Source organism: Micromonospora gifhornensis (genome assembly GCF_016863515.1).
In the GTDB taxonomy this organism is placed as follows: domain Bacteria; phylum Actinomycetota; class Actinomycetes; order Mycobacteriales; family Micromonosporaceae; genus Micromonospora; species Micromonospora gifhornensis.
The window spans coordinates 161,064-185,784 of sequence record NZ_BOPA01000021.1; the positions used below are offsets into that span (position 1 = coordinate 161,064).

The window sequence follows — 24,721 nt, forward strand, 5'->3', positions numbered from 1 at the left end:
CGTTCGGGCCCCGTCCCCGAACGCCACCGGTGTCAGGATTCACTCAGAAGGCACCCTGAGTCGCTGCGTCCTTCGTGAACTGCTCCCAGGCCTTGTTCTTGTCGGCCTGACCGTTCTCGAACGCTCGCAGTGCCGGCTCGTACGCGTTCTCCTTGACGGCCTGGTGCTTCGGGCCGAGGTGCACGGGCTCGATCTTGGCGACGCTCTCCCCGAAGATCTTGCCGGTCGGGGCGTTGCTGAAGTACTCGTTGGTGTAGCTGAGGAACTCCTCGTTCTTCAGCGCCTCCAGGTTGGTCGGCAGCGGACCCTTGGCCTTGAAGGCCTCCACCTGGCTGGTGGCGTTGGTCAGGAACTCGGCGAGCTTCGCCGCCTCCTTCTGGTGCTTGCTCTGTTCCGGCACGGCCAGCCAGGAGCCGCCCCAGTTGCCGCCGCCGCCCGGCACGGCCGCCACGTCCCACTTGCCCTTGTTCTCGGCGCCGGAGTTGTCCTGCACGATGCCGAGCATCCAGGACGGGCAGAAGGTGGTCGCGAAGGTGCCCTGCTTGAAGCCGCCGTTCCACTCCGCCGACCAGGTGGACGCCTTGGCGGAGATGTCCACCATCGAGGTGGCGGTCTCCCAGGCGTTCTTCACCGCGGGGCTGCTGTCCGCGATGATGTTGTTCTCCTTGTCGTAGAACAGGTCGCTGCCCTGCTGGAACAGCACGCCGTTCGAGACTGCGGTGATCGAGTCGACGAAGGCCTTGCCGGTGGCCTGCTTGTACTTCTTGCCGGCCTCGTGGTAGCCGTTCCAGTCCGGCCAGAGGGCCGCGACCTGGTCCCGCTCGGTGGGCAGGCCGGCCTGCTCGAAGAGGTCCTTGCGGTAGCAGACGGCGAGGCTGCCGACGTCGGTGGGCAGACCGATGAGTCGCCCGTCCGGCGCCTTGCCCAGCTCCCACTTCCAGGGCAGGTAGTCGTCGGTGATGCCGGAGTCGATCAGCGGGTTCAGGTCGACCCAGTTACGCGGGTTGGCCTTGAACTCGTTGAGGATGCCCTCCTCCAGGGCGGTCACGTCCGCCGCGCCCTTGCCGGTGGCCAGGTAGCGGACCAGCTTGGGCCGGTACTCACCGAGCTGGGCGGTCTTGCGCAGCTCGACCTTGATGCCGGTCTGCTGCTCGTACTGCTTGACGAGCTCGTCGTAGCCCATCTCGCCGAAGGTGTCGACGACCAGCTTGGCGGGCTTGCCGCCGTCAGTCGAGGTGTTGTCGTCGTCGTTACCGCAGGCCGCGAGGCCACCGACGGCGGTGATCGCCGCCACGGTGGCTGCCGCCAGGCGGGCACGCCGCTTGGTGAGGTTCATCCTGACCCCTCTTTCAGTGGTGAGGCTGGTTTATGTGGTGGGGGGGGGTACCGCAGCGTCTGCCGGCCGCCGGCTGGTCAGCCGGTCGTCGACGCCCCGGGGCGCGCTGAGATGTGATCTACGCCCCTTGGGAACGCTCCCATGAGATTGCCGGGAGGTATCAGGAGTGTCAATAGGCCATTGGGAGCGTTCCCAGATCGTTACCACCGAACCGGTTTGATCCCGCTTCGTGCCAGCCTCGAAGACCGGCCGGCCACGTTGCCGGAACGTCCTTGATCAGCAGAAGCGCCGCAGCAGTGTGGTCACCCGGCCGGCGTCGAATGCCTCCGGGTCGAAACCGTCACCGGCCCACGCGCGCATCGCCGCGTGCTCCGGGTGCCCCGGATCGGCGAGTGCGGCGAGCAGCAGCAGGTGCCCCTGCGCACCGCCGACGCTCTCCGGCGGAGCGGCCCGCTCGCCGTCGACACACCTCGGGTAACGCTCGTCGGCATCGGCGGTGACCACGTCCTCCACCAGCAGGTCGTGCTCCCACCAGTCACCGAAGTCGTACGTGTACTGCAACCGGCTGCCCTTGCCCGCCACCGCGTCCAGCCGCACGTCCAACTCGTCGTGCAGGGTCAACTCGTCGTCCAGCGCCAGATCGCCGTCGGGGTCCGGTTCGCCGTACTGCACGCCGTCGATCTCGAACGAGTGCAGATGACAGTCGCGCCAACCCATCGCGTGCTGCACCACCCGGTGCAGGCGATCCAACGTGTAGCCACCGGGCACGAGCACCCGCCGCCAGATCGTGGGACGAACCCCGGACAGCGAGATCCTCAGCTGGAAGATCTGACGCGGCATGCGTGTCCCATCCTTCCTCGGCATAGGCTGCGAGCATGATCTGCCGAGCGTGCCGGGCGCGGCGGCACGACGACTGCCCGGGCCGGAACTGGTGCGACTGCCAGCACCGTACCCCTCGACCCACCCCCGTCGTCACCGGTCCGGCCAGCGAATGACCGCCGACGCGCCGATTTCCGCCCTCTGGCCGGATCCGTCACCCGCCCCGCTGGACGACGATGCGCTGACCGCGCTCTATCGCCGGGCCGACACGCCGCAGCTGCGGATGAACTTCGTGACAAGCGTCGACGGCGCGGTGAGCCTCGACGGCTACTCGGCCGGGTTGTCCGGCGAGCCCGACAAGCGGGTCTTCCGGCTACTGCGCATGGTCTGCGACGCGCTGCTGGTGGCCGCCGGCACGCTGCGCCACGAGGGTTACCGGGCGCTGCGGCTCGACGAACAGCGCCGCGCCTGGCGACGCCGGCACGGACTGGCCGAATATCCGACGCTCGTGGTGGTCTCCAACAGCCTCGACCTCGACCCCGCCCAGGCCGCCTTCGCCGACGCGCCGGTACGCCCGATGGTGCTCACCCGCGACGGCGCGCCTGCGGCACCGGACCTGGCCGCCGTGGCCGACCTGGTGCACTGCGGCGCCGACGAGGTCGACCTCGCCGTCGGCCTGGCCGAACTGCGGCGGCGTGGCCTCGAACAGGTGCTCTGCGAAGGCGGCCCGCACCTGTTCGGCGCGCTCACCGCCGCCGACCTGGTCGACGAGGTCTGCCTGTCGGTGGCGCCGCTGCTCGCCGGTGCCGGCGCCGGCCGGATCACCGCCGGTACGCCGAGCCCGGCACGGCACCTGCCGCTGCGCCACGTGCTGCTCGCGGGCGACGGCACCCTGCTGTTGCGCCACGCCCGCCCCTGACGCCGGCCCCGGCAGCCACCAGCACGACAGCCAACAGCACGGCAGCCACCTGCGCGACAGCCGCCTGACCGCTTGCACGAGTGTCGGCGGAAATGGCCGAACCGCCAACGGCGCCCAGGTCAGCTCAATACCGTGAACCGGGATCGGCAGGTGCCGGAGGACGGGACGTTGACGCACGAGGTGGTCGAACTACGGGTGCACGGCGTCTCGGGCACCTCCGCCGAGACGCTGCTGGACCACCCGGTGGTGATCCGGGTCGCCGGTGACGACAACGCCGCCTTCTACCGCCCCCGGCCCGGGTTCGGCATCAGCGACCGGCCCGGCGGACTGAAGATCGAAGCGTACCGCTGGGGGGCGCTCACCGCCGGCGCCACGGTGCGTACCCTCTCCCTGCTGTTCCTGTTGCCGTTCATGCTTGTCAACCTCGCCGTCTGGGCGCGGCCGGCGACCGGCGGGGCCGGCGGGTTGATCGGCCCGCTGTGCCGGCTGCTCGCCGCCACCCTGACCGCGGCGTTCGTGCTGTCCGTCGTGGGGGTGAGCATCGACCTGGTCGGCTGGCAGTGCGTCGGCTACCAGCCCTGCCGGGCGGGCCGCGGCTACCTGGCCTGGCTCGGCAGCATCCCCCTCGGGCCACGCCTGGCGATCCTCGCGCTGGCGCCCATCGCCGCGCTGCGGCTGCTGTGGTGGCTCGGCGCACGTTCGTCCCGGGCCTTCGAAGCGTTCCCGGCCGTGCCCGGGCAGGCGCGCGACGCCCTCGGCGAGGACCGCATCGACGAACCCGGCTTCTGGAACGACGCGATCGTGGTGCGTCGACTGCTGACACTGCACGTCGCGGTCGGGCTCGGCACCCTCGACACGATCCTGCTCGGCGCGCAGATCCACCTCCGTCCCACGCCCGTGGTGTACGTGCTCTTCGGTGCGGCCTGGTGTCTGCTCGCCGTCGCGGCCGTCCTGCTCTGCCGCCCGGCCCGCGCCGTCGACGAGGGGCCGGGCCGGGGACCTGTCGACATGCGGGGCGTACGGCGGCTGCGCCAGGCCACGACGGTGGTCACCCTGCTGTCGCTCGCCTACACCGTGGTGCCGTTGGAACCGGAGCCACCGCACGGGCAACTACCCGGATACGAGGGCGCGGTGGCCGCGTTGATCGCGGTCCAGGCCGGCCTGCTGATCGCGCTTACCGTCACCACCTGGCACCAGCGGCGGCGCAGCCGCGCGGGAACCTCGTTGTGGCTGGGTGGTCTGGCCGGCCCGATGCTCGCCACCGCGGCGGTCGCCGCCGCCTACGGATTCGCCGCCGCGCTGGTGTACCGGGTGGCCGATTTTCTCGACCGCAGCGACATCCCGAACCCGGCACGGCCGGTACGACCCGGCGCACCACCGCTGGAGCCACCGGTCTCCTACCGCTGGGCGGCACTTGCCGGGCTGGCGGCGATCATGGTCGTCGCGATCGCGGCACTCTGGCGGATCGTCGCGACAAGGCGACGGCGACGCCGGTTGGCCGAGCAGATCGTCCGACGAGACTTCCCCGATCCCCCGCCGGAGGCGTTGGCCCAGCGCACCGCCGTCCGGGAGGTCGTCGCCCGGGCGGCGTTCACCGAACAACTCGGGCCGATCTTCGTCGTCTTCCTGGTGCTGTCCCTGCTCGGCGTGGCGATCGTCGCCCTGGACCTGATCGGCATCGGGCCGTCGGAGCTGTCACGGCACCTGGCCAGGACCGACGGTCAGGCGACCACCAACCTGGCGCTCGCGACCGACGCCGGGATCTACGTGATCGGGCTGGTCGCGGTCGGGATCGTGGTCCTCGGGGTGGTCTCCTACCGCTCGGAGGGCACCCGCCGCTCGGTCGCGGTGCTCTGGGACCTGGGCACGTTCTGGCCACGTACGGTGCATCCGTTCGCGCCGCCCTGCTACGCCGAGCGGGCCGTGCCGGAACTCGCCAAGCGGGTCAGCGCACTGGCCCGCAAAGGAGGGGTGATCCTCTCCGGGCACTCCCACGGCTCGGTGCTCGCCGCCGCCACCCTGCTCCAGTTGCCGCCGGAGGTGCTGCCCCGGGTGGCGTTGCTGACCCACGGCAGCCCGTTGCACCGGCTCTACTCGCGGCTCTGTCCGGCCTTCCTCGGTGACGACGTGCTGCACGAGGTCGGCGACCGGGTCGGCTGGCGATGGATCAACCTGTGGCGCGACACCGACCCGATCGGCGGTCCCGTCTTCTCCGCGCACTGGCCCGGGCAGCCGCCCCGGGTGCCGCCGCCGGCCGGCACCGTCGACCGCCGGTTGCGGGACCCGGTCGAGGTCACCGTGCCGCCGGACGACACCGTGCCGCCCCGCATCGACCAGCATTGGCCGTACCACACCGATCCGCAGTACGAGGCTGCCGTACGGCAGTTGGCCGGGCGACTCGACCCGGACCTGCTCCACCTCGGCCCGGACCGGTAGGAATCCCGCCTACCGGCACGCGCGGTGGGGGCGTCGTCGCGCTGCGCGGTCGGCCCCGGAGTCCCGACGTGGCCTCCGCCGCGTCGCGTGGCGGTGTGTCGTACTCCTCCGGCAGGATGCAGGGCGTGCGTGCCGACCGCGAAGACCGCTCAGGAGGAGCCGCCCGATGACTGACCCGGGGTTCGACGTCACGGGCGAGGGTCCGGGCGAAGGGGTCGGCCGGGTGCTCGGCACCGCCGACGCCACTCCCCTGCAGTTCTGGACGGCCGTCGCCCCCGGCAGCTATCTGCAACTCGACGACGTGGTGGTGACCCGCCGGGAGCTGCCCGACCGGGAGCCGGTGACCATCGCCGGGGTGGTCACCCAGGTCCGGGCGCGGCACGAGGGCGCCCAGTTCGACTCCGACGTGTTCGCCATCGCCGACGGCACCCTGCCCGCCCAGGTGCAGGAGGCCGCCGAGATCACCACCACCCGGGTCGACCCGGAGTTCTACGTGCCGCCGCAGCCCGGCGCGGTGGTGCACCGGGCCGAGGGTGACGCCCGGGCGCGGGCGCTGCACTTCGACCGGATGGAGCGCCGCATCCCGATGGGCACCGGCCGCGACGGGGTGCCGGTCTACCTCAACGCCGACTTCCTGGACGGCACCCGGGGTGCCCACGTGTCGATCTCCGGCATCTCCGGGGTGGCCACCAAGACCAGCTTCGCCACCTTCCTGCTCTACTCGGTGTTCCGCTCCGGCCAGTTGGGCGGTGACGCGGTAAACGCCAAGGCGCTGATCTTCAACGTGAAGGGCGAGGACCTGCTCTTCCTCGACCACCCGAACACCCGGCTCGACGACGCCACCCGGGCCGCGTACGCCCGCCTCGGCCTGGTCGCCGACGCCTTCGGTGACGTACGGGTGTACGCCCCGCCCCGAGTCGGTGACTCCTCCGGCACCCCCGACGTGAGCAGCCGACTGACCGGGGTCGACAGCTTCTACTGGACGCTGTCGGAGTTCTGCGCCGACCGGCTCCTGCCGTACGTCTTCGCCGACGCCGACGACGAACGCCAGCAGTACACGATGGTGGTCCACTCGGTCGCCGCCCACCTGGCCCGCTACGCCCAGCCGGCCGACGGCGGGGTGAGCCTCGACGGGGTGCGCCTGGGCAGCTACGGCGACCTGGTCGACCACATCGTCGAGCAGCTCAGCGACGACGAGACCCGCGGCGAGTGGGCCGGAAGCGCGGTCGGCCTGGGCACGGTCAACGCCTTCGCCCGGCGGTTGATCGGCAGCAAGAAGGACCTGTCCCGGCTGATCCGGGGCGACCTGGCCACCCGCCGCCCGCACTCGATCAACACCGCGGAGAGCGCCCAGGTGACAGTGGTCGACCTGCACAACCTGCCCGACCGCGCGCAGCGGTTCGTGGTGGGTGTGACGCTCAAGAGCGAATTCGAGCGCAAGGAGAAGGCCGGCACCGCCAAGCCACTGCTGTTCGTGGTGCTCGACGAACTGAACAAGTACGCCCCGCGGGAGGGCTCCTCCCCGATCAAGGAGGTGCTGCTCGACATCGCCGAGCGGGGCCGCTCGCTCGGGGTGATCCTGATCGGGGCCCAGCAGACCGCCAGCGAGGTGGAACGCCGCATCGTCACCAACTCGGCGATCCGGGTGGTGGGTCGGCTCGACCCGGCCGAGGCGTCCCGTCCCGAGTACGGTTTCCTCCCGCCGGCCCAGCGGCAACGCGCGTTGCTGGCCAAGCCGGGCACGATGTTCGTCAACCAGCCGGACATCCCGGTCCCGCTCTGCCTGGAGTTCCCCTTCCCGGCCTGGGCGACCCGGGTCTCCGAGGCCGGGGCCGCGCCGTCGCAGACACTGCGCTCGATCACCCAGTCCGCCGACCCGTTCGCCGTGGTCGGCTCCGGTGGCGGCAGCGTCGACGACGACATCCCGTTCTGAGGAGCTTGGTTGTGGTGAGCGCGAGGAGGCCGGCCCAGTGAAGATCCTGCACACCTCCGACTGGCACGTGGGCAAGGTCCTCAAGGGACAGTCACGGGCCGAGGAGCACAAGAACGTGCTGGCCGGGGTCATCGACATCGCCCGGCAGGAGCGGCCGGACCTGGTCGTCATCGCCGGTGACCTCTACGACACCGCCGCGCCGACGGCGGAGGCGACCCGGCTGGTCACCCGGGCGTTGACCGCGCTGCGGCGTACCGGCGCGGACGTGGTCGCCATCGGCGGCAACCACGACAACGGCCCGGCGCTTGACGCGCTGCGTCCCTGGGCCGAGGCCGCCGGCATCACCTTGCGCGGCGCGGTCCGCGAGGACCCGGCCGAGCACGTCATCGACGGCACCACCGCCGGCGGGGAACGCTGGCAGCTGGCCGCCCTGCCGTTCCTGTCCCAGCGGTACGCCATCCGCGCGGTGGAGATGTACGAGCTGACCGCCGCGGAGACCACCCAGACCTACGCCGATCACCTGGGCCGCATCCTGTCCCGGCTGACCGAGGGCTTCACCGAGCCGGACCGCGTCCACCTGGTCACCGCCCACCTGACCGTGGTCGGGGCGGCCACCGGCGGCGGTGAACGGGACGCGCACACGGTGATGGGGTACGCGGTGCCCGCCACGGTCTTCCCCGGCACCGCGCACTACGTCGCGCTCGGGCATCTGCACCGCGCCCAGCGGGTGCAGGGGCCGTGCCCGATCCGCTACAGCGGGGCACCCCTCGCGGTGGACTTCGGCGAGCAGGAGAACGTCCCGTCGGTGACCCTGGTCGAGGTGAGCGCGACCACCGCGGCGCAGGTGCGGGAGGTGCCGGTGACGGCGGCGACGGCGCTGCACACCGTACGCGGCACGCTGGCGCAGCTCGCCGGGATCACCGCACCGGAGGGTTGGCTGCGGGTGTACGTGCGCGAGCAGCCCCGCGCCGGGCTGCGCGAGGAGGTGCAGGAGTTGTTCCCCCGGGCGCTGGAGATCCGCATCGACCCGGAGCTGGTGCCGGCGCCGGGCAGCGGCACCCGGGTCGCCCAACGATCCGGGCGTTCCCCCCGGCAGTTGTTCGCCGACTACCTGGACAGTCGGGGGCACGCCGACGACGGTGTCCGGGACCTCTTCGACGAGTTGCTCGAGGAGGTCGAGCACTGATGCGGCCGATGCGACTGGACCTGGCCGGTTTCACCGTGTTCCGCGACGAGACCACCATCGACTTCACCGACGCGGACTTCTTCGCCCTGGTCGGGCCCACCGGTTCCGGCAAGTCGACGGTGCTCGACGCGATCTGCTTCGCCCTCTACGGCACGGTGCCCCGCTGGGGTGGCACGCGCGGGTTGGGTAACGCGCTGGCTCCGTCGGCGACGGAGGCCCGGGTGCGGCTGGTGTTCGAGTCGGCCGGGGCCCGGTACGTCGCGACCCGGGTGGTGCGCCGCGACGGCCGGGGCAATGTGAAGACCGCCAACGCCGGGTTGCAGTTGATGCCGGACGGCTTCGACGTCACCAAGCTGGACACCGGGCTGAGCCCGGAGGATCTCGGCGAGGTGGTCGCCGGCACCCCGGGCGAGATGGACGAGGCGGTGCTGGCGGCGGTCGGCCTGCCGTACGAACAGTTCACCAGTTGCGTGGTGCTGCCGCAGGGGCAGTTCGCCGACTTCCTGCACGCCCGGCCGGCCACCCGGCAGCAGATCCTGGTCAACCTGCTCGGCCTCGGCGTCTACGAGCAGGTGCAGCAGCGGGCCACCGGGCGGGCCGCGCAGGCCGAGGCGAAGCTGGAGACGGTCGACCAGTTGCTCGCCGGGCTCGCCGACACCGACGACGCCACCCTGGAACGGGCCACCGAGCAGGTCGCGCGGATGACCGAGCTGGCCACGGCGGTCACCGCCGCCGTACCGGAGCTGGAGACGGCGCGGGCGACGGCGCGCGAGGTGACGCAGGCGCTGGCCGCCCTCGACGCCGAGTTGGCCGTGCTGGACGCGGTCCGGGCACCGGACGGCACGGCCGAGCTGACGCAGGCGGTGGCATCTGCCCGGGCGGCGGCCGACGCCGCGGTCGACGCGGTGTCGCTGGCCGAGGAGCGCGAGGAGAAGCTGCGCGGCGAACTGACCGCCCTCGGCGACGAGAGCACCCTGCGGTTGCAGCTGCGGTCCTACGCCGAGCGGGAGCAGTTGGCCGGTCAGGCCGTGGCACTGCGCGCGGCGGTGCAGGCCGCCGGCGCCGAACACGACGCGGCCGTGGCGGCGCTGGCGCAGGCGACCGCGGCGGCCGAGCGGGCCGAGGCGGAGCTGGCGGCGGCGTTCCAGGCCCACGAGGAGGCGAAGACCGCCGACCAGGCGGCGGCGCTGCGGGCGCACCTGAGCGACGGGGACGCCTGCCCGGTGTGCGAGCAGGTGGTGGCCCGGGTGCCGGCGATGCCGGCCGGGTCGGCGGTGGCCCGCGCGGTGGCCGCCGGCAAGTCGGCGCGGGCGGCCAGCGAGGCCGCGAAACGGCTGGTGGTCGAACGCGACGCGGCGGCACGGGACCTGGACCGGGTGCTGGTGCGCACCCGCGCCGAACACGACGGGATACAGGCCCGACTGTCCGCACTGGACGAACGGCTCGCCGACGCGGCGAGCGCGCAGACGCTGCGCGAGCGACTCGACGAACACACCCGGCTGCGGGCGGCGCTGGACGAGGCGGCCACGGCGGTACGGGCCGGTCGGGACGCCGCCCGGCGGGCGCGGGGCACGGTGGATGCCGCGCAGGAGCGGCTGCGTACGGCGTGGCGGCACTTCGACGGCACCCGCGACGGGTTGGCCCGCTTCGGTCCGCCGGCCGCGGACCGGGACGACCTGGCCGCCGCCTGGGCCACCCTGGCGAAGTGGGCGCAGGAGCAGGCGCGACAGCGCCGGTCGCAGCGGGACGGCCTGGCCGCGTCGGTGGCCGACGCGGAGACGGCGACCCGCGCGGTGGCCGCCCGCATCGACGGCATCTTCGCCGACGCCGGGTTGCCGGCCCCCGACGATCCGGTACGCGCCGCCACGGTCGCGGTGGAGCGGGCCGAGGCCGAGCTGCGTCGGCTGGTCGAGCGCCGTGAGCAGGCCGCCGAGCTGCGTGAGCAGCGCGCCGAGCACGAGCGGCAGGCCCAGGTCGCCCGGGCGTTGGCCGGGCACCTGCGGGCCAACAACTTCGAGCGGTGGCTGCTGGCCGAAGCCCTGGACCTGCTTGTCGACGGGGCGTCGGGGATCCTGCGGGAGCTGTCCGGCGGCCAGTACGACCTGATCCACGACAAGGGCGAGTTCTTCGTCGTCGATCACCACGACGCCGGTCTGCGGCGCGGCGTGCGGACACTGTCGGGCGGTGAGACGTTCCAGGCGTCGCTGGCGTTGGCGTTGGCGTTGTCCGAGCAGTTGGCCGGGCTCTCCACCACGGCCGCCAGCCTGGAGTCGATCGTGCTCGACGAGGGCTTCGGCACTCTCGACGCGGCCACCCTCGACACCGTCGCGGCCACCCTGGAGAACCTGGCCGCCCGGGGCGACCGGATGGTCGGTGTGGTCACCCACGTGCCGGCGCTGGCCGAGCGGATTCCGGTCCGCTTCGAGGTACGCAAGGACGCCCGCTCGGCCCGCGTCGAACGCACCGGCCGGTGAGGCTCCCATGACGCGGTTCTTCGTCGACAGTTGGGATCCCGCCTACGGGGCCTCGTTCGAGGCGTCGGCGGCGGGGCCGGCCGCGCCGAGCAGCGCCCAGGTCGACGCCGACGCCGAGTTGCCCGCGGTGGACTGGCGGGCCATCGGCCCCCGCCCGGGGGTGCGGGCCCCGGACGTGGTGCTGCTCGTCGACGGGGTACGCCGGATCGACGCCAGCGTCTGGACGGCCGAGGAGGACGGCACCTCCTTCCCCGGCCTGGCCGCGTCGTACGCCGCCGGGGTGGTGCGCTGCGATCTGGAGCGTGGGGCGGCGCACCTGGCCGGGGCCAGGGTGGGCCGGGGCTTGTTCACCGCCAGCCCGTCGGCGGGCGAGGTGGTGGCCGGCAACGTCCGCTATCCGGTGCACCGGGTCAGCGGCACCGGCGAGTTGGCGAAGTTGCCGGCCGCCGTGCAGGGGCCGCTGACCGCGCTGGAGGTGGAGGTCTCCGACGCCGCCCGTACCGATGACGACCTGCTGGTGGTGGACGGGCCGTTACGCAACCGGCGGCAACTGCCGCGCACCCTCGGCTACATCAAGACCCAGCACAGCCAGTATCTCGACGCCCGGCTCACCGCCGTGGTCACCGGGCTGGCGCCGGGTCACCGGTCGCCGGTGTTCCGGCTCGGCACCGCCTGGGGTGGCTGGTCGTGGTATCTGCGGCTGCCGGTGGCCGCCGGGGCGCCGTGGGCCGGCATCGTCCGGATCGAATGCTCCGCCGACCTGGAGATCACCGAGGCGGTACGGCTGGCGGATCTGTCGCTTGTCACGTTGCCCCGGTTCGCCTCCAGCCCGTACAAGGATCCCCGGGCTCCACAGAATCTGGTGCCGATCGCCGGCCTGGAGCGGCTGCTGCGGTCCCGGTTGGGTGATGCCCGCCTGCTGCACCGTGCGCTGACCGCCGCCGCCCGGACCAACCGCTGATGGGCCGCCGCCGCGACACCGAGCGGGTCACCGAACAGGTCGACACCGGGCTCGCCGAGCTGGCCCCGGATCCGGACCGCCCCGGCTCGTGGACGCTCATGCTGGACGGCGCACCACAGTCGCATGTGGACTTGAACGACCCGACCCACCTGGAGTTCGAGTACGTCCGGCGGCTGGCCGCCGCCTTCGACCTGATCGCGCCCGCCGGCACCCCGTTGCGGGTGCTGCACCTGGGCGGTGGCGCGTTGACGCTGCCCCGGTACGTCGCCGCCACCCGACCCGGCTCCGCCCAGCGGGTGGTCGAAGTGGACGCCGCCCTGGTCGACCTGGTCCGGCGGGCCCTGCCGTGGCGGGCCGACGCACGTCTGAAGGTGCGGGTCGACGATGCCCGCGCGGCATTGACCAGCACCCGGGACGGCAGCTACGACGTGGTGGTCGCCGACGTGTTCGCCGGTGCCCGCACACCGGCCCGACTGACCTCGGTCCAGTACGCCGCCGAGGTGGCCCGGGTGCTGCGGCCGGGCGGCTGGTACCTGGCCAATCTCGCCGACGGCCCGCCGCTGCGGTACGCCCGGGGGCAGGTCGCCACCGTTCGTACCGTGCTGCCTCGGGGCTGCCTGGTCGCCGACGCCGCGGTGCTGCGCGGCCGCCGCTACGGCAACCTGGTGCTGGTCGCCGGCCGGCAGGAGCCACCGGTGGCGGAGTTGACCCGGCGGGCCGCCGGTGACTGGTTCCCCGGCCGGGTCCTCGCCGGAGCCGACCTCGACCACTTCGTCGGGGGTGCTCCCGTGGTTTACGACGAGCAGGCCACCGACTCCACGCCACCGCCGTCGGGAATTTTTTCCGTCCGACGTTGATCTGTTCGGCAGGGCCGTGCGTATCCATCGGCAGCCATGCCCGTGGGGGGACGGCTTTCTGTCCATGGACAACGGAGGTCTGCATGCACACACTGGCGGCCGGTTGGCACGGCGAGCGGGTGCGGGCGGACTGGATGTCTGCCCGGTCCCAGTCGCGGCCGACCACGACCACCAACGGGGTCGACTCGCGTGCGGCGGATCGCCAGAATAGCCCGGTGACGCCGCGCCCCGCCCCTGGCCGCCATCAGGCGACGACCACCGAGGCCGCCCACTCCGACCAGTTGATCCGCACCCTGTACGCGGAGCACGCCGGTCCGTTGCTGATGTTCGTGATGCGGCTGACCGGCGGTGACCGGCAGCGGGCGGAGGACATCGTCCAGGAGACGCTGCTGCGGGCCTGGCGCAACGCCCACCGGCTGGGCACCCAGGGGCAGGGGTCGTTGCGCCCCTGGCTGGTGACGGTGGCCCGGCGCATCGCCATCGACGAGCACCGCAGTGAACAGGCCCGGCCGGCCGAGACGTACGACCGGGACCTGACCGCGTTCGCCGAGTCGGACAACACCGACCGGGTGCTGCGTTCGATGACGGTCGCCGACGCACTACGAACGTTGAGCCAGTCGCACCGGGAGATCCTGGTCGCGACCTACTTCCGAGGACGTACGGTGCCAGAGGCGGCCGAGGAACTTGGGCTGCCGCTGGGCACCGCCAAGTCACGGGTCTACTACGCGCTGCGCGCGCTGCGCACAGCCTTGCAGGAGAGGGGGGTGACGGAATGAGCCGGGTTGACCACATGGACGTCGCCGCGTACGCGCTCGGCGTGCTGGACGAACAGGACATGGAACGGTTCGAGGAACACCTCGCAACCTGCTGGGCGTGCGCCGCCGAGTTGGAGTCGATGGTGCCGGTGGTCGGGCTGCTCTCCGACATCGACGCGGAGTCGGTGACGGCGCTGGAGCAGACCCACACGAATCCGGTCCTGCTGGACCGGACGTTGGTGGCGATGCGTACGCACCGCCGCCGGGCACGGTTCCGGCAGATCCTCGCGACCGCCGCCGCGGTGGTGGTCTTCGGCGGGATCACCGGGGTGGTGTTCAGCAACCTGGCCGACAGCGGCACCGCGCCGCAGGTCGCCGGGCCGACCAGCGGGCCGGTGCAGGTGCCGAACACCGGCTCGGGTGACCCGGTTGGTCCGGGAGTCGGCGGTACCGAGCAGGAGGGTAGGCAGGTAAACGTCACCGACCCGACCACCGGGGTCACGGCGACGTTCTTCCTCGCCTCGAAGGACTTCGGCACCAACATCGCCTTCACGCTGGGTCGGCTGCCCGGTCCTCGCGAGTGCCGGCTGGTGGTGGTGCGCGAGGATGCCAGCACCGAGGTCATCTCCACCTGGTCGGTGCCGCAGGGCGGCTACGGCACCAACAGCAATCCGCAGAAGCTGAGCCTGGCCGCCGCCACCTCGTCGAAGTTGGACGCGGTGAAGCACTTCGAGGTGCAGGAGGTCGACGGCAAGGGTGCGGGCAAGCCGTTGGTGACGGTGCCTGCCAACTGATCACCACAGCGCAGCAGGGGCCCGCCTCGGTCGAGGCGGGCCCTTGCTCGTCTGCGCCGGGTTGAGGTACGCCCACACACGGACAGCTGTCGATTCCGGTTCAATCATCCGGGTGTGAAATGAGCCACCCTTCTGCTTTCAACCTTGACAGCCTCGTTTCCCGTACTTCCCGGTGACTTGTCAAGTATGAGGAGGGCACGTGGCAAAGATGAAGCGCACCGTCGTTGTCGCGAGCGCCATGGTCGCACTTACGGCCTGCGCGCCCGCGGGCTACAACGGAGCAGACCCCGGCGTGGCGGAACCGGTCGCTGTCGCCGCGGCCGACTCCACGTCCACCCCGGACCCGGAGAGCAGCGCGGATCCCGAGGCCAGCGCCGAACCGGGTGCCTCGGCGTCGCCCGGAGCGGAGCCTGAAGCCGACGCCCCACTGCCCGACGGTGCCGAGTTGACCGAGAGCCTGACCGGCAAGAAGTTCCCCCGGATGGGCAGCGCGGTCGTCAACCAGGACGGCTTCCTGCTGTACCGCTTCGACCGCGACAGCAACGACCCGCCCGCCACCAACTGCGAGGGCCAGTGCGCCGAGGTGTGGCCGCCGGCGCTGACCGACGGCAACCCGAAGCTCAAGGGCGTCTCCGACGACGCGGTCGGCACCATCACCCGCCCCGACGGCACCCGCCAGATCACCCTGGACGGCTGGCCGCTCTACACCTACATCGGTGACAAGAAGCCGGGCCAGTGGAAGGGCCAGGGCGTCGGCGGCACCTGGTTCGTGGTCAACCCCGACGGCAGCAAGAACCTGGAGTGCCTGCCCAAGGGCACCCCGAAGGCGGTCGAGCCGCCCTCGAAGACCAAGTCCGACAGTTCCGACTCGGACTACGACTACTGACCCTGTTCAGTCGGATGGCCGGCCGCAGCCCGTCGGGGGCGCGGCCGGCCATCGTCGTCTGTCAGGCCCGCTCCCAGGGGCTGGCCACCGGGAAGTAGGTGTCCAGGAAGGGGATGACGACCTTGAGCTGGTCGGCCAGATCCTCCTCCGTCGAGAACGCGTCGTTCAGGCAGAAGACGTGCCGGTCCCGCCGGGCCAACAGGTGCGCGAGCCGACCGGGAGTGTCCGGATGGGACAACTCCGCGATGCTGTATCGCAGGTTCCCCGGCACGGCCCGCCCAGTGTGGAACGCATAGTAGTGGTGCAGTGACGAGGCGATCGAGATATCCGTCATGCTGCGGAACCGGCTGCCGGCTGTCTGACGGTGGGCGGTGGAAAAGGTCTCCTCGATCTCGTACAGCACACTGCGCCGCAACGCATGCGGCATGTGCTTCATCTTCTGCGTCAGCACTGTCCCGAACCGTGCCGCGATCAGGGCCCGGTTGTTCTTTCCCGCCGCCGAAGAGGGGATGTCCTCGGCGGTCGCCGCGCCCGGCGGGACCAGGGCGGGTGACGGGAAGAACCGGGAGATGCCGTTGGCCAGGAAAAAGTCCGAGGGCAGCACCTCACTGCCGAGGAAAACGTCGTCGTTGAAGTAGAGAAAGTGCTCGGAAAGCCCGTCGATGTGGTGCAGTTGGCTCTCGATGGCATGCGAGTTGTAGGTGGGCAGCGTCGACGTGTCGGCAAAGATTTCCCGATGACTGACCACCCGGATACCGGGTGCGGTCTCCTCCAGCCAGGGCGGCACCTGATCGTCGGTCACCACGTAGACGTCGCGCACCCAGGGCGCGTACAGGTGCAGCGAGCGCAGCGAGTAGCGCAGCTCGTCACGGCTGAGGAAGCGCGCCGCGTTCGCCGCCTCACCGTGGTACGGCACTCCCGCCACCGCAGCCCGACGTCGAAGCCAGTCGGGGTCGGTGCCGTCGACCCAGGTGTAGACCACGTCGATCGGGAACGTGACGTCGTCAGGGCGTCGTCCGGCGAAGGGCGGCTTGGTCCGCGCGGTCGCGGTGGTGGTCGCGGGCATCAGTCTGGTGAACAGCGACTCGGACGCGACGACTGACGGCTCTGCCGCGACGACCTCCTCGGCCACCAGGTTCGGACGCGGGGCGACCAGAGTGGCCCCCTGGTGAGCCCAGAACTCCACCTCGCACCCATACGCCTGCCCCAGCACCAGCCGGTGTCGGGGGTCCGTCCAGTACCAGGTCAGCCGGAGCACCGAAGCTTCCGCGAGGCGCTTCCAGACCTTCGGCTCGAACCCCGCTGCCGGAGGCGACTCGCCGCCGGTCCTCACCTGCGTGACGTAGCCGGGAGCCCGAGCGCAGGCGGCCGAGAGGGCGGCGTAGACCCGATCCCGGTCCGCGGCGTCAACCGCCACCACCGATGACCGCTCGGAGGTGCCACGGACCCGGAAGAACTCGACGCCAGCCTCGTCGAGCGCCGTCGTCACCGCCCTCAGGTTCTCGGTCCGGGCCAGCAGTGGTGTGACTTCCGCGGCCACCAGGGCGATCCGGGGCTCCCGGTCGGCGGTGACTGCCGCCCGATCACCGCCGGCCAGCAGCTCTGACTGTTGGCGGGCGAGCCTTTCGATCCGGCGACTCGTCAACCGGGTGTCGCCCGACGCACGGGCAACCCACTGCTTGAGCTGGTGCCGGGCCCTCGGGCTCACCTTCGTCGCGATGGCCCGCCGGGCCTGCGGGCTCAGCACCCGCCGATAGACGTCAACGAACCCGGAGGGTTCGGCGACAGCTCTGGGAATCTCCGACGGGCCTCGCCCCGGCTCGGTCACGATTACCTGCTCCTCTGCGGGCTCATGGTCGATCGATGATTGCGAACGACAGTTCGCTGTCGATCGTGTAGTAGGGGCGGACCCGCAACAGCGGAGCTGGATCCTCCTCGACCAGATCCAGCGGGAGCATCTGGTCGAGGTGAATCTCCGGGTAGTTGTATGCGCGCTTCTTGTCGACCACGTCGTCGGCGAAGCGGCCCATCCGAACCTCGCTCTGACCGCACCGGAGAAAGACGTCCCAGTCCTCGTACCGATGCAACCGCAGGTTGGCCAGCGCCGACAGCGGCACCGCCATCGTCAACTTTCCATCGCTTGCCGGCCAGGTCGGCACGCTCAGCGACTCCGCCAGGTCACCTCGTCGGCGCAGCACTGCGCCGACCGGGGCACCCGGTCCGTGCCAGGTGAAGTCGACGGTGACCGCCTCACCATCGAGGGCGAGCGAGCGCACCTCGGCGTGTACGGCCCGTACCCAGCTTCGTATCGCCATAAATCCGTCAGCCGTCTGGTATGGGACGTGTGCCAACATGCCCGCGTGTTCGCCTGGGCCGCTTGACGCGGCGGACAGGACCCGGCTGTCCATCCGCTGGGGACGCAACCGGCGCCTGACCTTGCCTCCGTCCGTCAGATAGACGTTCCATCGGCCCTCGGACAGGGCACCGGCATCGAGCGTGGCGACCGCCCTCGCCCCGTCGTGCGACGGCAGGAGGGGCGCGCGAACCACGTCACGGGTGTCGCGATTGCTGAGCACCACGGCAGCGTCCTCGCCATAGGTCGCCAGGCCCACGGAGATCCGCAGCCCTAGATCCGGCGACACAACGCAGTCGGCGACCGGGGCGTCCCCAGGAGCCGAGATCCGGCGCTTGATTGCCGATTGCAGCCGAGTACTGGTACTTCGCGCAGGGCGGATCCGGGTCAGTCGTCCGAGAGCGCCCATGCTCGCCCGTCGGGCGAGTTCGTTGCCGGCGATTCCCCGCAGCACCGGGTCAGCGATTGCCCGCGCCAGACCCGCCTCCCGAAGAGTCAGCTCCGTCGTCAGCGCCCTGCGTCCCAACCGCCTCGGCCGCGACACTTCGCCCCTGCGGACCTCAAGTACCTGCGCGCAGTCCCGGGCGAACTGTGCGGCGAGGTGGGCGGGATCAAAGCGGGCGGAGTTCGTCACCGCCATCCGGCCCATGCGGATCCGCAGATCGTCGTCGCGCATCACCGTCCGCAGCGCCTCGGCGTACGCGTCGAAGTCATCAGTCGGCACCAGGAGACCATCCTCGCCGTGCGAGATGATCTCGCGGGGCCCGACCGGGCAGTCGCTGCTGACGACCGGCAGGCCCAGTCTCATGGCCTCGACGATCGTCATGCCGAAGGACTCACGCTCGGAGGAAACGGCGGCGACGGCACCCTTCACCCACTCCGCCGCCATGTCCTCCCGCCGGCCCATCAGCAGTACCCGGCCGTACAGGCCCAGCTCGCGGATGAGTCTGGCCAGCCCCGGACGTTGATCGCCGTCTCCGTAGATCCGCAGCGTCCAACCGGGGCAGTCCTTGACCGCGCGGGCGAACGCCACGATCAGTCGGTCGTACCGCTTGATCGGATCGAGTCGTCCGGCCGCCACGACGATCCTGCTCCGCCTGTCCGCCTGCGGAATCGCACTCGCTGGCACGCTGTTCGGCAACGCTTTGATCTCGGTTCCCGGCACCGGGTTGCCGATTCGGAAGGCGTCCGCGTCCGCTCTCGACACCGTGTACGCCAGGTCGATCCGTGAATAGGAGCGGCTGATGTCGGCCTTCACCGCCTCGTGGATCAGATCCTGCGTCATGTGTTCCTGCGCGATGCGCACCACATGTTCCGGAGCGTGTCGGGCGATGACAAGGTTGAGCCCTGGCCGGGTGCCCACGACCACATCGGCGTCGGTGTGCCGCAGGTAACGCAGCATTCGCTCGTCGGTTAGCTGGCTGTACTGCTGATAGAACTCCTCGTGTGCCGGAATCAACGTCGAGGGTTCCCGCAGTCGCGGGTCGGTGCGGTCTCCTCGCCGCGGCCTGGTGTCGACAAGCGGTACCAGGGTGATGCGCTCGTCGCCGTCGAACATCGTTCGGTCTAGTCGCCGGAAGACCGACGCGACCTCGACACTGTGGCCAGCGTCGAGCAGCCCGGTTGCCAGGTTGAGCACCGCGCGGTTCGTACCGCCCACACCGTAGAAGTTGTGGACCAGGAAGGAGAACTTCACCGCTGGCTCGCCGACTCGTAAGGACTGGGCACCGGGAAGTACGCCTCCAGGAACGGCTCCAGGACGGCCATCTGCTGCTGGAGTTGGGCGTACGTGGAGAAGGCGTCGTTGATGCAGAAGGTGTCCCAGTCCCGCCGGGCCTCGGCCCGCTTCAGACGGGCGACGAGATCCGGCACCGCCAACTGCACGTACCCGTAGTTCACCTGACCGGGCAGCGCACGCCCGGTCATGAACGCGTAGTAGTGGTAGAGGGAGTAGGTGATGATGATGTCGGTGGCGCTGCGGAACCGGCTGTGCGCAGTGCGCGCATGCTCCTCCGGAAACTCCCGCTCGATCTCCGCCAGAATGCTCCGCCGCAGCGGGTAGGGCACATGCTGGCTACCTTGGGTCAAGGTCCGGCCGAACCGTTCCTCGATGAGCCGTCGATTGTTCTTGATCATGGCGTCGATCGGGGTGTCGAGGTTGGTGATCGGGCCGATCGGGACGCGGTTCTGGGACAGGAAGAACTTGCTGCTGCCGTTCGCCAGAAAGAAGGTCTGGGGCGCCAACGGACGGCCGAAGAACATGTCGTCGTTGAGATAGAGGAAGTGCTCGGCGAGGCCGTCGATGTTGTGCAGCTGAGTCTCGATGGCGACCGAGTTGAACGTCGGCAGGGCGCTGCGGTCGCTGAAGATCTCTTTGTGGTCGACCACGAAAATGTTGCCCGCACTCAGATCGAGCCAGGACGGGCACTGCCGGTCGGTCACGATGTAGATGTTGCGGACCCAGGGCGCGTTGAGGTGCAGTGATCGGAGGGAGTACTTCAGCTCGTCCCGATTGATGTAACGCGAGTCGCTCGCGGCCTCGGCGTGGAACGCCTCCCCCTTGATCTCGGCTCGGCGGCGCTGCCATTCGGGGTCCGCGCCATCCACCCAGGTGTAGACCACGTCGATCGGGAACTCGATGTCGTCCGGCAGCGAGTGGTCGAACTCCGGCCGGGTACGCAGGCGCGGGCCGCGGTTTGTCGCAGCGGCGAGTCGGGTGAAGCGATGCTCGCCAACCTCCACCGGCAACCCCGCCATCGAGACCGCAGGCATCATCCGGTTGCGCCGCGGCGCACGCAACACGTCGGCCGCCCGATCCGACCGCCAGAACTCGATTTCGCACCCGTACGCGACGCCGAGCACCAGCTTCATCGTCGGGTCCACCCGGAACCAGGTCAGCTTGAATGCCTGAGCCGCATGCAGCCCGGCCCAGACGGCTGGGTCGTCGGCATCGCGCAGCACGGCGGTGACGGGTGGCTTCGGCAGTACCTGGCTGACGTAGCAGCCTGCGGTCGTACCGAGCTTCTCCAAGGCGCCGAGGGCGGCGGCCCGGTCTTCCTGGCTGACGCCGACCACCGGGGTCCGGTCGTCCATGCCCCGGACCAGAAAGTGGTCGACGCCGTGCGCGTCGAGTGCCGCGGTCACTGCAGCGATGTTGGCTTGACGGGCGAGCATGGGGGTGAGGTCGGCATGCACATGTGCACGCCGACGCTGTCCGTCCACCAGCACCTCGCGAACACCTGCGCTGCCTGACGGGACCGGAACCGTTGCCGGCGGCGGGGAGGCGGGGGACGTGAGGTTCACGGTACTTCCTTCATCAACGTGACCGACGACAGTGTGAGCGGCGATCGAACCCAACCCGGATGTCACCCATCTACCTCTTTTCCCGAGCGGTCATGGAACTGGCCCCCGGCGTCGTACCGCGCTACTCACCGCGTCGGCCGGCTCCCCTCTGAAACCGCGGCAAGGTGGGCGCATCCAACGCAGGGCCGACCCGCAGGGCCGGGATGGTCGCCGCATCCACCTGCCTGGCGATGTGCAGCGACGGCGTCGTCTGCTCGTCCACCTTCCTGTCGTGCCGGTCGACATCGCGGGAATGTCGCCAGAGGGCGCTGGCACCCAATTTGCGGCGCTCGGCCACCTCGTCGTCGGGCAGCTCGAACGGTGCGGGGAACGGCAGGTAGCGGGGCAGGAAGTCGGCAAGCATCCGCTCCTGCTCCTCGAACGCGCGCGGATCCGAGTCGGTGTCGTTGAGGCAGAACACGTCGCGATTGCGGTGGGCCAGCAGCTCGGCCAGGCGCGCGGGCGTCGACGGGTGGCCGAGATCGGTGTACTCGTACTCGATGTGCCCCGGGACGGCCTGTGCGGTCAGATAGGCCCAGTACTGGTGCAACGACGACGGGATCGACAGGTCCGCATGGTGGCGGAACCGGTGCCGGGCCGTGGCGAGCACGTCCGCCGGCAGCATCGCCTCGATCTGGTGCATGATGCTGCGCCGCAGGGCGAACGGGGTGTGCTTCATCTTCTGCGTGATGGTCACGCCGAACTGGCGCTGGATGTGCCGGCGGTTGTTCTTCCCGGCGGCGTTGACCGGCGGGTCGCTGGGTCTCGCCTCGCCGAGCCCGAACTGTGCCGGGGAGAGGAAGAACTTCGCGATCCCGTTGGCGTGGAAGAAGTGCGTCGGCAGCAGCGGCCGGCCCAGGAAGACGTCGTCGTTGAGGTAGAGGAAGTGCTCGGCCAGGCCCTCGATGCGGTGCAGTCGGGACTCGATGGCGTGCGAGTTGAACGACGACAGGCCACCGATGTCGGCGAACAGCTCGGCGTGCGAGACGACGGTGATCATCGGGTGGGTCGGGTCGAGCCAGCTCGGCAACTGGCTGTCGGTGACCACGAAGATCTTCCTCAGCCAGGGCGCGAAGCTGTGCAGCGAACGCATCGAGTACCGCAGCTCGTCCCGGTTGTGGTAGCGCGAGGTGTTGGCGGCTATCGCGTGCAGCGGACCGCCGGGCGTCCCCATCGCCGCCTGCTTGCGTTCGCGCCATTCCGGGTCCGACCCGTCGACCCAGGTGTAGACCGCGTCGATCGGGAAGCCCACCCGGTCCGGTGCGCGTACGGCCAGGTCACGACGGGTGCCGTAGGTGTGGTCGTCGGCCTCGGGTACGAAGTGGCTGAGCAACGCGGCGGCGACCCGTACCGGTTCGGCGCGGGCCGGAGCCTCGTCGATCACCGCGTTGTGCCGGGGTGCCCGGACCACGTCGCCGGCCCGGGTCCACAGCTCGATCTCGCAGGCGAACTGCGCGCCCAGCACCACGCCCGCCCGGGCGTCGGTCACCGGGAACCACACCTGGATCACCTCGGTCGGTGCCCGGTCCGGCTGGTGGCGCTCGGGTCGCGCCTCGACGATCCGGACGTGTGCGCCCGACAACTCGGGTGCGGTGCGGACCAGCCGCCGTAGCGCGTCACGCTTGTCGTCGAGGACCGCCACCGTGCTCCGCAGGTAGTCGTCGTTGCGTACGCAGTGGTATTCGATGCCGGCGGACTCCAGGCTGGAGGTGACGGCGGTCAGGTTGCGGTGCCACATCTGAAGCGGCGTGGCCGCCGCGACGACCTCGGCCTCGGTGCGGACCCCGTCGTCGGAAATGGTCACCCGGGCACCGACAGGGTGCACGGTCTCCCCGCCGCGAGGGCGGGTGAGGGTACGCACCATGGCGAGCCGCTGATGCTCGGGAAGCAACCGGAGCAGGTGACGCCGGACAGCCGGCGGTAACAGGCGATAGACGCGCAGCGCAATCATCAGATCGTCGGGATCCGAGAGGTCACCTTTCGGCGACCACGTCAGTGCTGACGCCCGTGCGGCGAGCCGACGGCCATCGGCCGCCCTGGTTGAACAACCGCTGCGGCAGTCATTCCCGTTACCTCCTGCGCAAGTCCCCGTGGTGCGCGGTGCGACCCTGTCGTATGACCGACTGCCGTCGCCGGGCCATGTACCGGCGTCGTTGCAGGCCGGACGGTCACCGCGCAGGTCGGACCATAACAGTGCGGTTGGCTAACGAGATAGTGATCAAACCTTGCCATTACCGTCGTGTCGGATTGTGACGCCAGTTACGTTTGCATATGCCGGTATTTGACCGAAGAATCCTGGCCGTTCAGGTGGCCTAACCGTGAACGTACGGTTTCTCGACACCGTCCGTGGACCCGAAACGTGCCTGGCCCCGCAGTGCTCAGGCGCCCACTGAGGTGGCACAGTGGGGTCGTGACCGGGACCGCGCCCACCGCGAGCCGGACGCTGCGCCCGCCACCCGACTACCGGCTGGTCGCATCGATCCGGCCACTCACCTTCAGCCCGTACGATCCCTGCGCACGGATCACCGGCGACACCCTCTGGTGGGCCGCTCGTACGCCGATCGGACCCGCCACCCTGGCCCTGCAGAGCAGCGGCGGCGAACTGCGCGCCGACGGGTACGGGCCCGGTGCCGGCTGGATGGTCGAGCACGCCGACGCGATCGCCGGGCTGCGCGACGACCTCACCGGCTTCGCCGACCTGGCCCGGTCACATCCGGTGGTGGCCCGACTCGCGGCCCAGCACGCCGGCTTGCGGCTGCCCGCCACCGGGCTGATCTTCCCCCGGGTGCTCCGGGCCGTCTTCGAACAGAAGGTCACCGGCAAGGAGGCATACCGGGCGTACGCGGCCACCGTCCGCCACTTCGCCGAGCCGGCGCCGGGACCGGTGTCGCTGCTGCTGCCTCCCGAGCCGGCAGCCGTGGCAGCCGCCCCCTACTGGGTCTTCCATCCGTTCGGCGTGGAGCAGCGCCGCGCCGAGACACTGCGCCGCGCCGCCGCCGTCGCGGACCGGCTCGAACGCAGCACGGACTCGTCAACGGCCACCCGCGCACTGTTGGCGATCAACGGGATCGGTCCGTGGACGGCCGCCGAGGTCGTCCGGGTGGCGTACGGGGACGCGGACGCGGTAAGCGTCGGCGACTACCACGTACCGAACACGGTGGCCTGGGCCCTGGCCGGCGAGGCACGCGCCGACGACGCCCGGATGCTGGAGTTGCTGGAGCCGTTCCGGGGGCATCGGGGCCGGGTCTGTCGGCTGCTGGAAGCCGCCGGCATCCATGCGCCGCGGTTCGGCCCGCGGATGCCGATCCGCTCCTTCGCCCGCTACTGACCTGCGTTCCTGCTGGTCTTCAGGCACTGCTGACCGGGCGACCGACAGGGCATCACGCGGCCTCGCGCAGGTCGGCAAGATCCACCGGGCTCCACCGGCGCAACAGCGCCGCCAACTCGGCCACCGTGGCCACCTCGCCGAGCACGTTGTCGCCGCCGCCGAAGCGGCGGGGATAGCGGTGGACCAGCCGGTAGACGTGCCGGCCCCGGATCAGCTCGACACTGACCCGCCACCGTCCGCAGCACCCGCACACCCACTCCGACACCCCGCGAAAGTAGCTCTGACCTGCGGTTATGCGAATTTCCCAGGCGAGTGGTGACGACTCAGCGACGGACACGCCAC

At 70.7% G+C, this 24,721-nt stretch carries 18 protein-coding genes; 11 read left to right on the forward strand and 7 right to left on the reverse strand.

The features are described from left to right. Positions 1 to 43: 43 nt before the first annotated feature. Positions 44 to 1,336 carry an ABC transporter substrate-binding protein gene (locus Vgi01_RS16505; RefSeq protein ID WP_102658001.1) on the reverse strand — a complete coding sequence of 431 codons (1,293 nt, stop codon included), beginning with the start codon at positions 1,334 to 1,336 and terminating at the stop codon, positions 44 to 46. 276 nt (positions 1,337 to 1,612) lie between these two features. Then, the gene (locus Vgi01_RS16510; RefSeq protein WP_102658002.1) at positions 1,613 to 2,176 is read right to left on the reverse strand and encodes a plasmid pRiA4b ORF-3 family protein; all 564 of its coding nucleotides are present in this window, start codon (positions 2,174 to 2,176) and stop codon (positions 1,613 to 1,615) included. A gap of 151 nt (positions 2,177 to 2,327) precedes the next feature. Here Vgi01_RS16510 and Vgi01_RS16515 point away from each other — a divergent pair, with 151 nt between their 5' ends. The 10 genes from Vgi01_RS16515 to Vgi01_RS16560 all read left to right on the forward strand — a co-directional run bounded on the left by Vgi01_RS16515 (position 2,328) and on the right by Vgi01_RS16560 (position 15,356). Then, on the forward strand, positions 2,328 to 3,074 hold the full coding sequence (locus Vgi01_RS16515) for a pyrimidine reductase family protein (protein ID WP_204291632.1): 747 nt from the start codon (positions 2,328 to 2,330) through the stop codon (positions 3,072 to 3,074). Between the two features lie 132 nt (positions 3,075 to 3,206). Continuing rightward, a complete protein-coding gene (locus tag Vgi01_RS16520) occupies positions 3,207 to 5,510 on the forward strand; it encodes a hypothetical protein (RefSeq protein WP_204291584.1) in 2,304 nt (767 codons plus the stop codon). A 166-nt stretch (positions 5,511 to 5,676) separates the two neighbouring features. After that, positions 5,677 to 7,443, forward strand: a complete 1,767-nt coding sequence (locus Vgi01_RS16525; protein ID WP_102658005.1) for an ATP-binding protein — start codon at positions 5,677 to 5,679, stop codon at positions 7,441 to 7,443. Between the two features lie 37 nt (positions 7,444 to 7,480). Beyond that, positions 7,481 to 8,629: an exonuclease SbcCD subunit D gene (locus tag Vgi01_RS16530; RefSeq protein ID WP_102658006.1), complete on the forward strand. Its 1,149-nt coding sequence runs from the start codon at positions 7,481 to 7,483 to the stop codon at positions 8,627 to 8,629. After that, a complete protein-coding gene (locus Vgi01_RS16535) occupies positions 8,629 to 11,103 on the forward strand; it encodes an AAA family ATPase (RefSeq protein WP_204291585.1) in 2,475 nt (824 codons plus the stop codon). The genes Vgi01_RS16530 and Vgi01_RS16535 overlap by 1 nt, the downstream gene beginning before the upstream one ends. Positions 11,104 to 11,110: 7 nt before the next feature. Next, positions 11,111 to 12,064: a hypothetical protein gene (locus Vgi01_RS16540; RefSeq protein ID WP_204291586.1), complete on the forward strand. Its 954-nt coding sequence runs from the start codon at positions 11,111 to 11,113 to the stop codon at positions 12,062 to 12,064. After that, complete coding sequence (locus tag Vgi01_RS16545; RefSeq protein WP_204291587.1) at positions 12,064 to 12,921, forward strand: spermidine synthase; 858 nt, start codon at positions 12,064 to 12,066, stop codon at positions 12,919 to 12,921. The genes Vgi01_RS16540 and Vgi01_RS16545 overlap by 1 nt, the downstream gene beginning before the upstream one ends. Positions 12,922 to 13,004: 83 nt before the next feature. Beyond that, the gene (locus Vgi01_RS16550) at positions 13,005 to 13,697 is read left to right on the forward strand and encodes a sigma-70 family RNA polymerase sigma factor (RefSeq protein ID WP_204291588.1); all 693 of its coding nucleotides are present in this window, start codon (positions 13,005 to 13,007) and stop codon (positions 13,695 to 13,697) included. After that, positions 13,694 to 14,470 (forward strand): anti-sigma factor, encoded by a 777-nt coding sequence (locus Vgi01_RS16555; RefSeq protein ID WP_102658011.1) that lies wholly within the window; start codon positions 13,694 to 13,696, stop codon positions 14,468 to 14,470. Before Vgi01_RS16550 ends, Vgi01_RS16555 begins: the two co-directional genes overlap by 4 nt. A 199-nt stretch (positions 14,471 to 14,669) precedes the next feature. After that, complete coding sequence (locus tag Vgi01_RS16560; protein ID WP_102658012.1) at positions 14,670 to 15,356, forward strand: COG4315 family predicted lipoprotein; 687 nt, start codon at positions 14,670 to 14,672, stop codon at positions 15,354 to 15,356. Between the two features lie 61 nt (positions 15,357 to 15,417). Here the strand turns inward: Vgi01_RS16560 and Vgi01_RS16565 are convergent, their stop codons facing one another. The 4 genes from Vgi01_RS16565 to Vgi01_RS16580 all read right to left on the reverse strand — a co-directional run bounded on the left by Vgi01_RS16565 (position 15,418) and on the right by Vgi01_RS16580 (position 22,942). Next, entirely contained in the window at positions 15,418 to 17,184 is a 1,767-nt protein-coding gene (locus Vgi01_RS16565) for a stealth family protein (protein ID WP_204291589.1), read from the reverse strand. Between the two features lie 22 nt (positions 17,185 to 17,206). After that, positions 17,207 to 19,405: a glycosyltransferase family 4 protein gene (locus Vgi01_RS16570; protein WP_204291590.1), complete on the reverse strand. Its 2,199-nt coding sequence runs from the start codon at positions 19,403 to 19,405 to the stop codon at positions 17,207 to 17,209. After that, entirely contained in the window at positions 19,402 to 20,853 is a 1,452-nt protein-coding gene (locus Vgi01_RS16575) for a stealth family protein (RefSeq protein ID WP_204291591.1), read from the reverse strand. Before Vgi01_RS16575 ends, Vgi01_RS16570 begins: the two co-directional genes overlap by 4 nt. A gap of 280 nt (positions 20,854 to 21,133) precedes the next feature. Then, positions 21,134 to 22,942, reverse strand: coding sequence for a stealth family protein (locus Vgi01_RS16580; protein WP_204291592.1), 1,809 nt, complete (start codon positions 22,940 to 22,942; stop codon positions 21,134 to 21,136). Positions 22,943 to 23,461: 519 nt separating this feature from the next. On the opposite strand from Vgi01_RS16580, the gene Vgi01_RS16585 reads away from it, so the two are divergent. Continuing rightward, positions 23,462 to 24,379, forward strand: a complete 918-nt coding sequence (locus tag Vgi01_RS16585) for a DNA-3-methyladenine glycosylase family protein (protein WP_204291593.1) — start codon at positions 23,462 to 23,464, stop codon at positions 24,377 to 24,379. 52 nt (positions 24,380 to 24,431) lie between these two features. On the opposite strand, the gene Vgi01_RS16590 is transcribed toward Vgi01_RS16585, so the two are convergent. Further along, a complete protein-coding gene (locus tag Vgi01_RS16590; protein ID WP_204291594.1) occupies positions 24,432 to 24,644 on the reverse strand; it encodes a hypothetical protein in 213 nt (70 codons plus the stop codon). Between the last annotated feature and the right edge of the window lie 77 nt (positions 24,645 to 24,721).

Coding starts and splice junctions, on each gene's coding strand:
- Vgi01_RS16505 (WP_102658001.1), bottom strand. CDS start 1,336: ATGAACCTCACCAAGCGGCGTGCCCGCCTGGCGGCAGCCACCGTGGCG.
- Vgi01_RS16510 (WP_102658002.1), bottom strand. CDS start 2,176: ATGCCGCGTCAGATCTTCCAGCTGAGGATCTCGCTGTCCGGGGTTCGT.
- Vgi01_RS16515 (WP_204291632.1), top strand. CDS start 2,328: ATGACCGCCGACGCGCCGATTTCCGCCCTCTGGCCGGATCCGTCACCC.
- Vgi01_RS16525 (WP_102658005.1), top strand. CDS start 5,677: ATGACTGACCCGGGGTTCGACGTCACGGGCGAGGGTCCGGGCGAAGGG.
- Vgi01_RS16535 (WP_204291585.1), top strand. CDS start 8,629: ATGCGGCCGATGCGACTGGACCTGGCCGGTTTCACCGTGTTCCGCGAC.
- Vgi01_RS16540 (WP_204291586.1), top strand. CDS start 11,111: ATGACGCGGTTCTTCGTCGACAGTTGGGATCCCGCCTACGGGGCCTCG.
- Vgi01_RS16545 (WP_204291587.1), top strand. CDS start 12,064: ATGGGCCGCCGCCGCGACACCGAGCGGGTCACCGAACAGGTCGACACC.
- Vgi01_RS16550 (WP_204291588.1), top strand. CDS start 13,005: ATGCACACACTGGCGGCCGGTTGGCACGGCGAGCGGGTGCGGGCGGAC.
- Vgi01_RS16555 (WP_102658011.1), top strand. CDS start 13,694: ATGAGCCGGGTTGACCACATGGACGTCGCCGCGTACGCGCTCGGCGTG.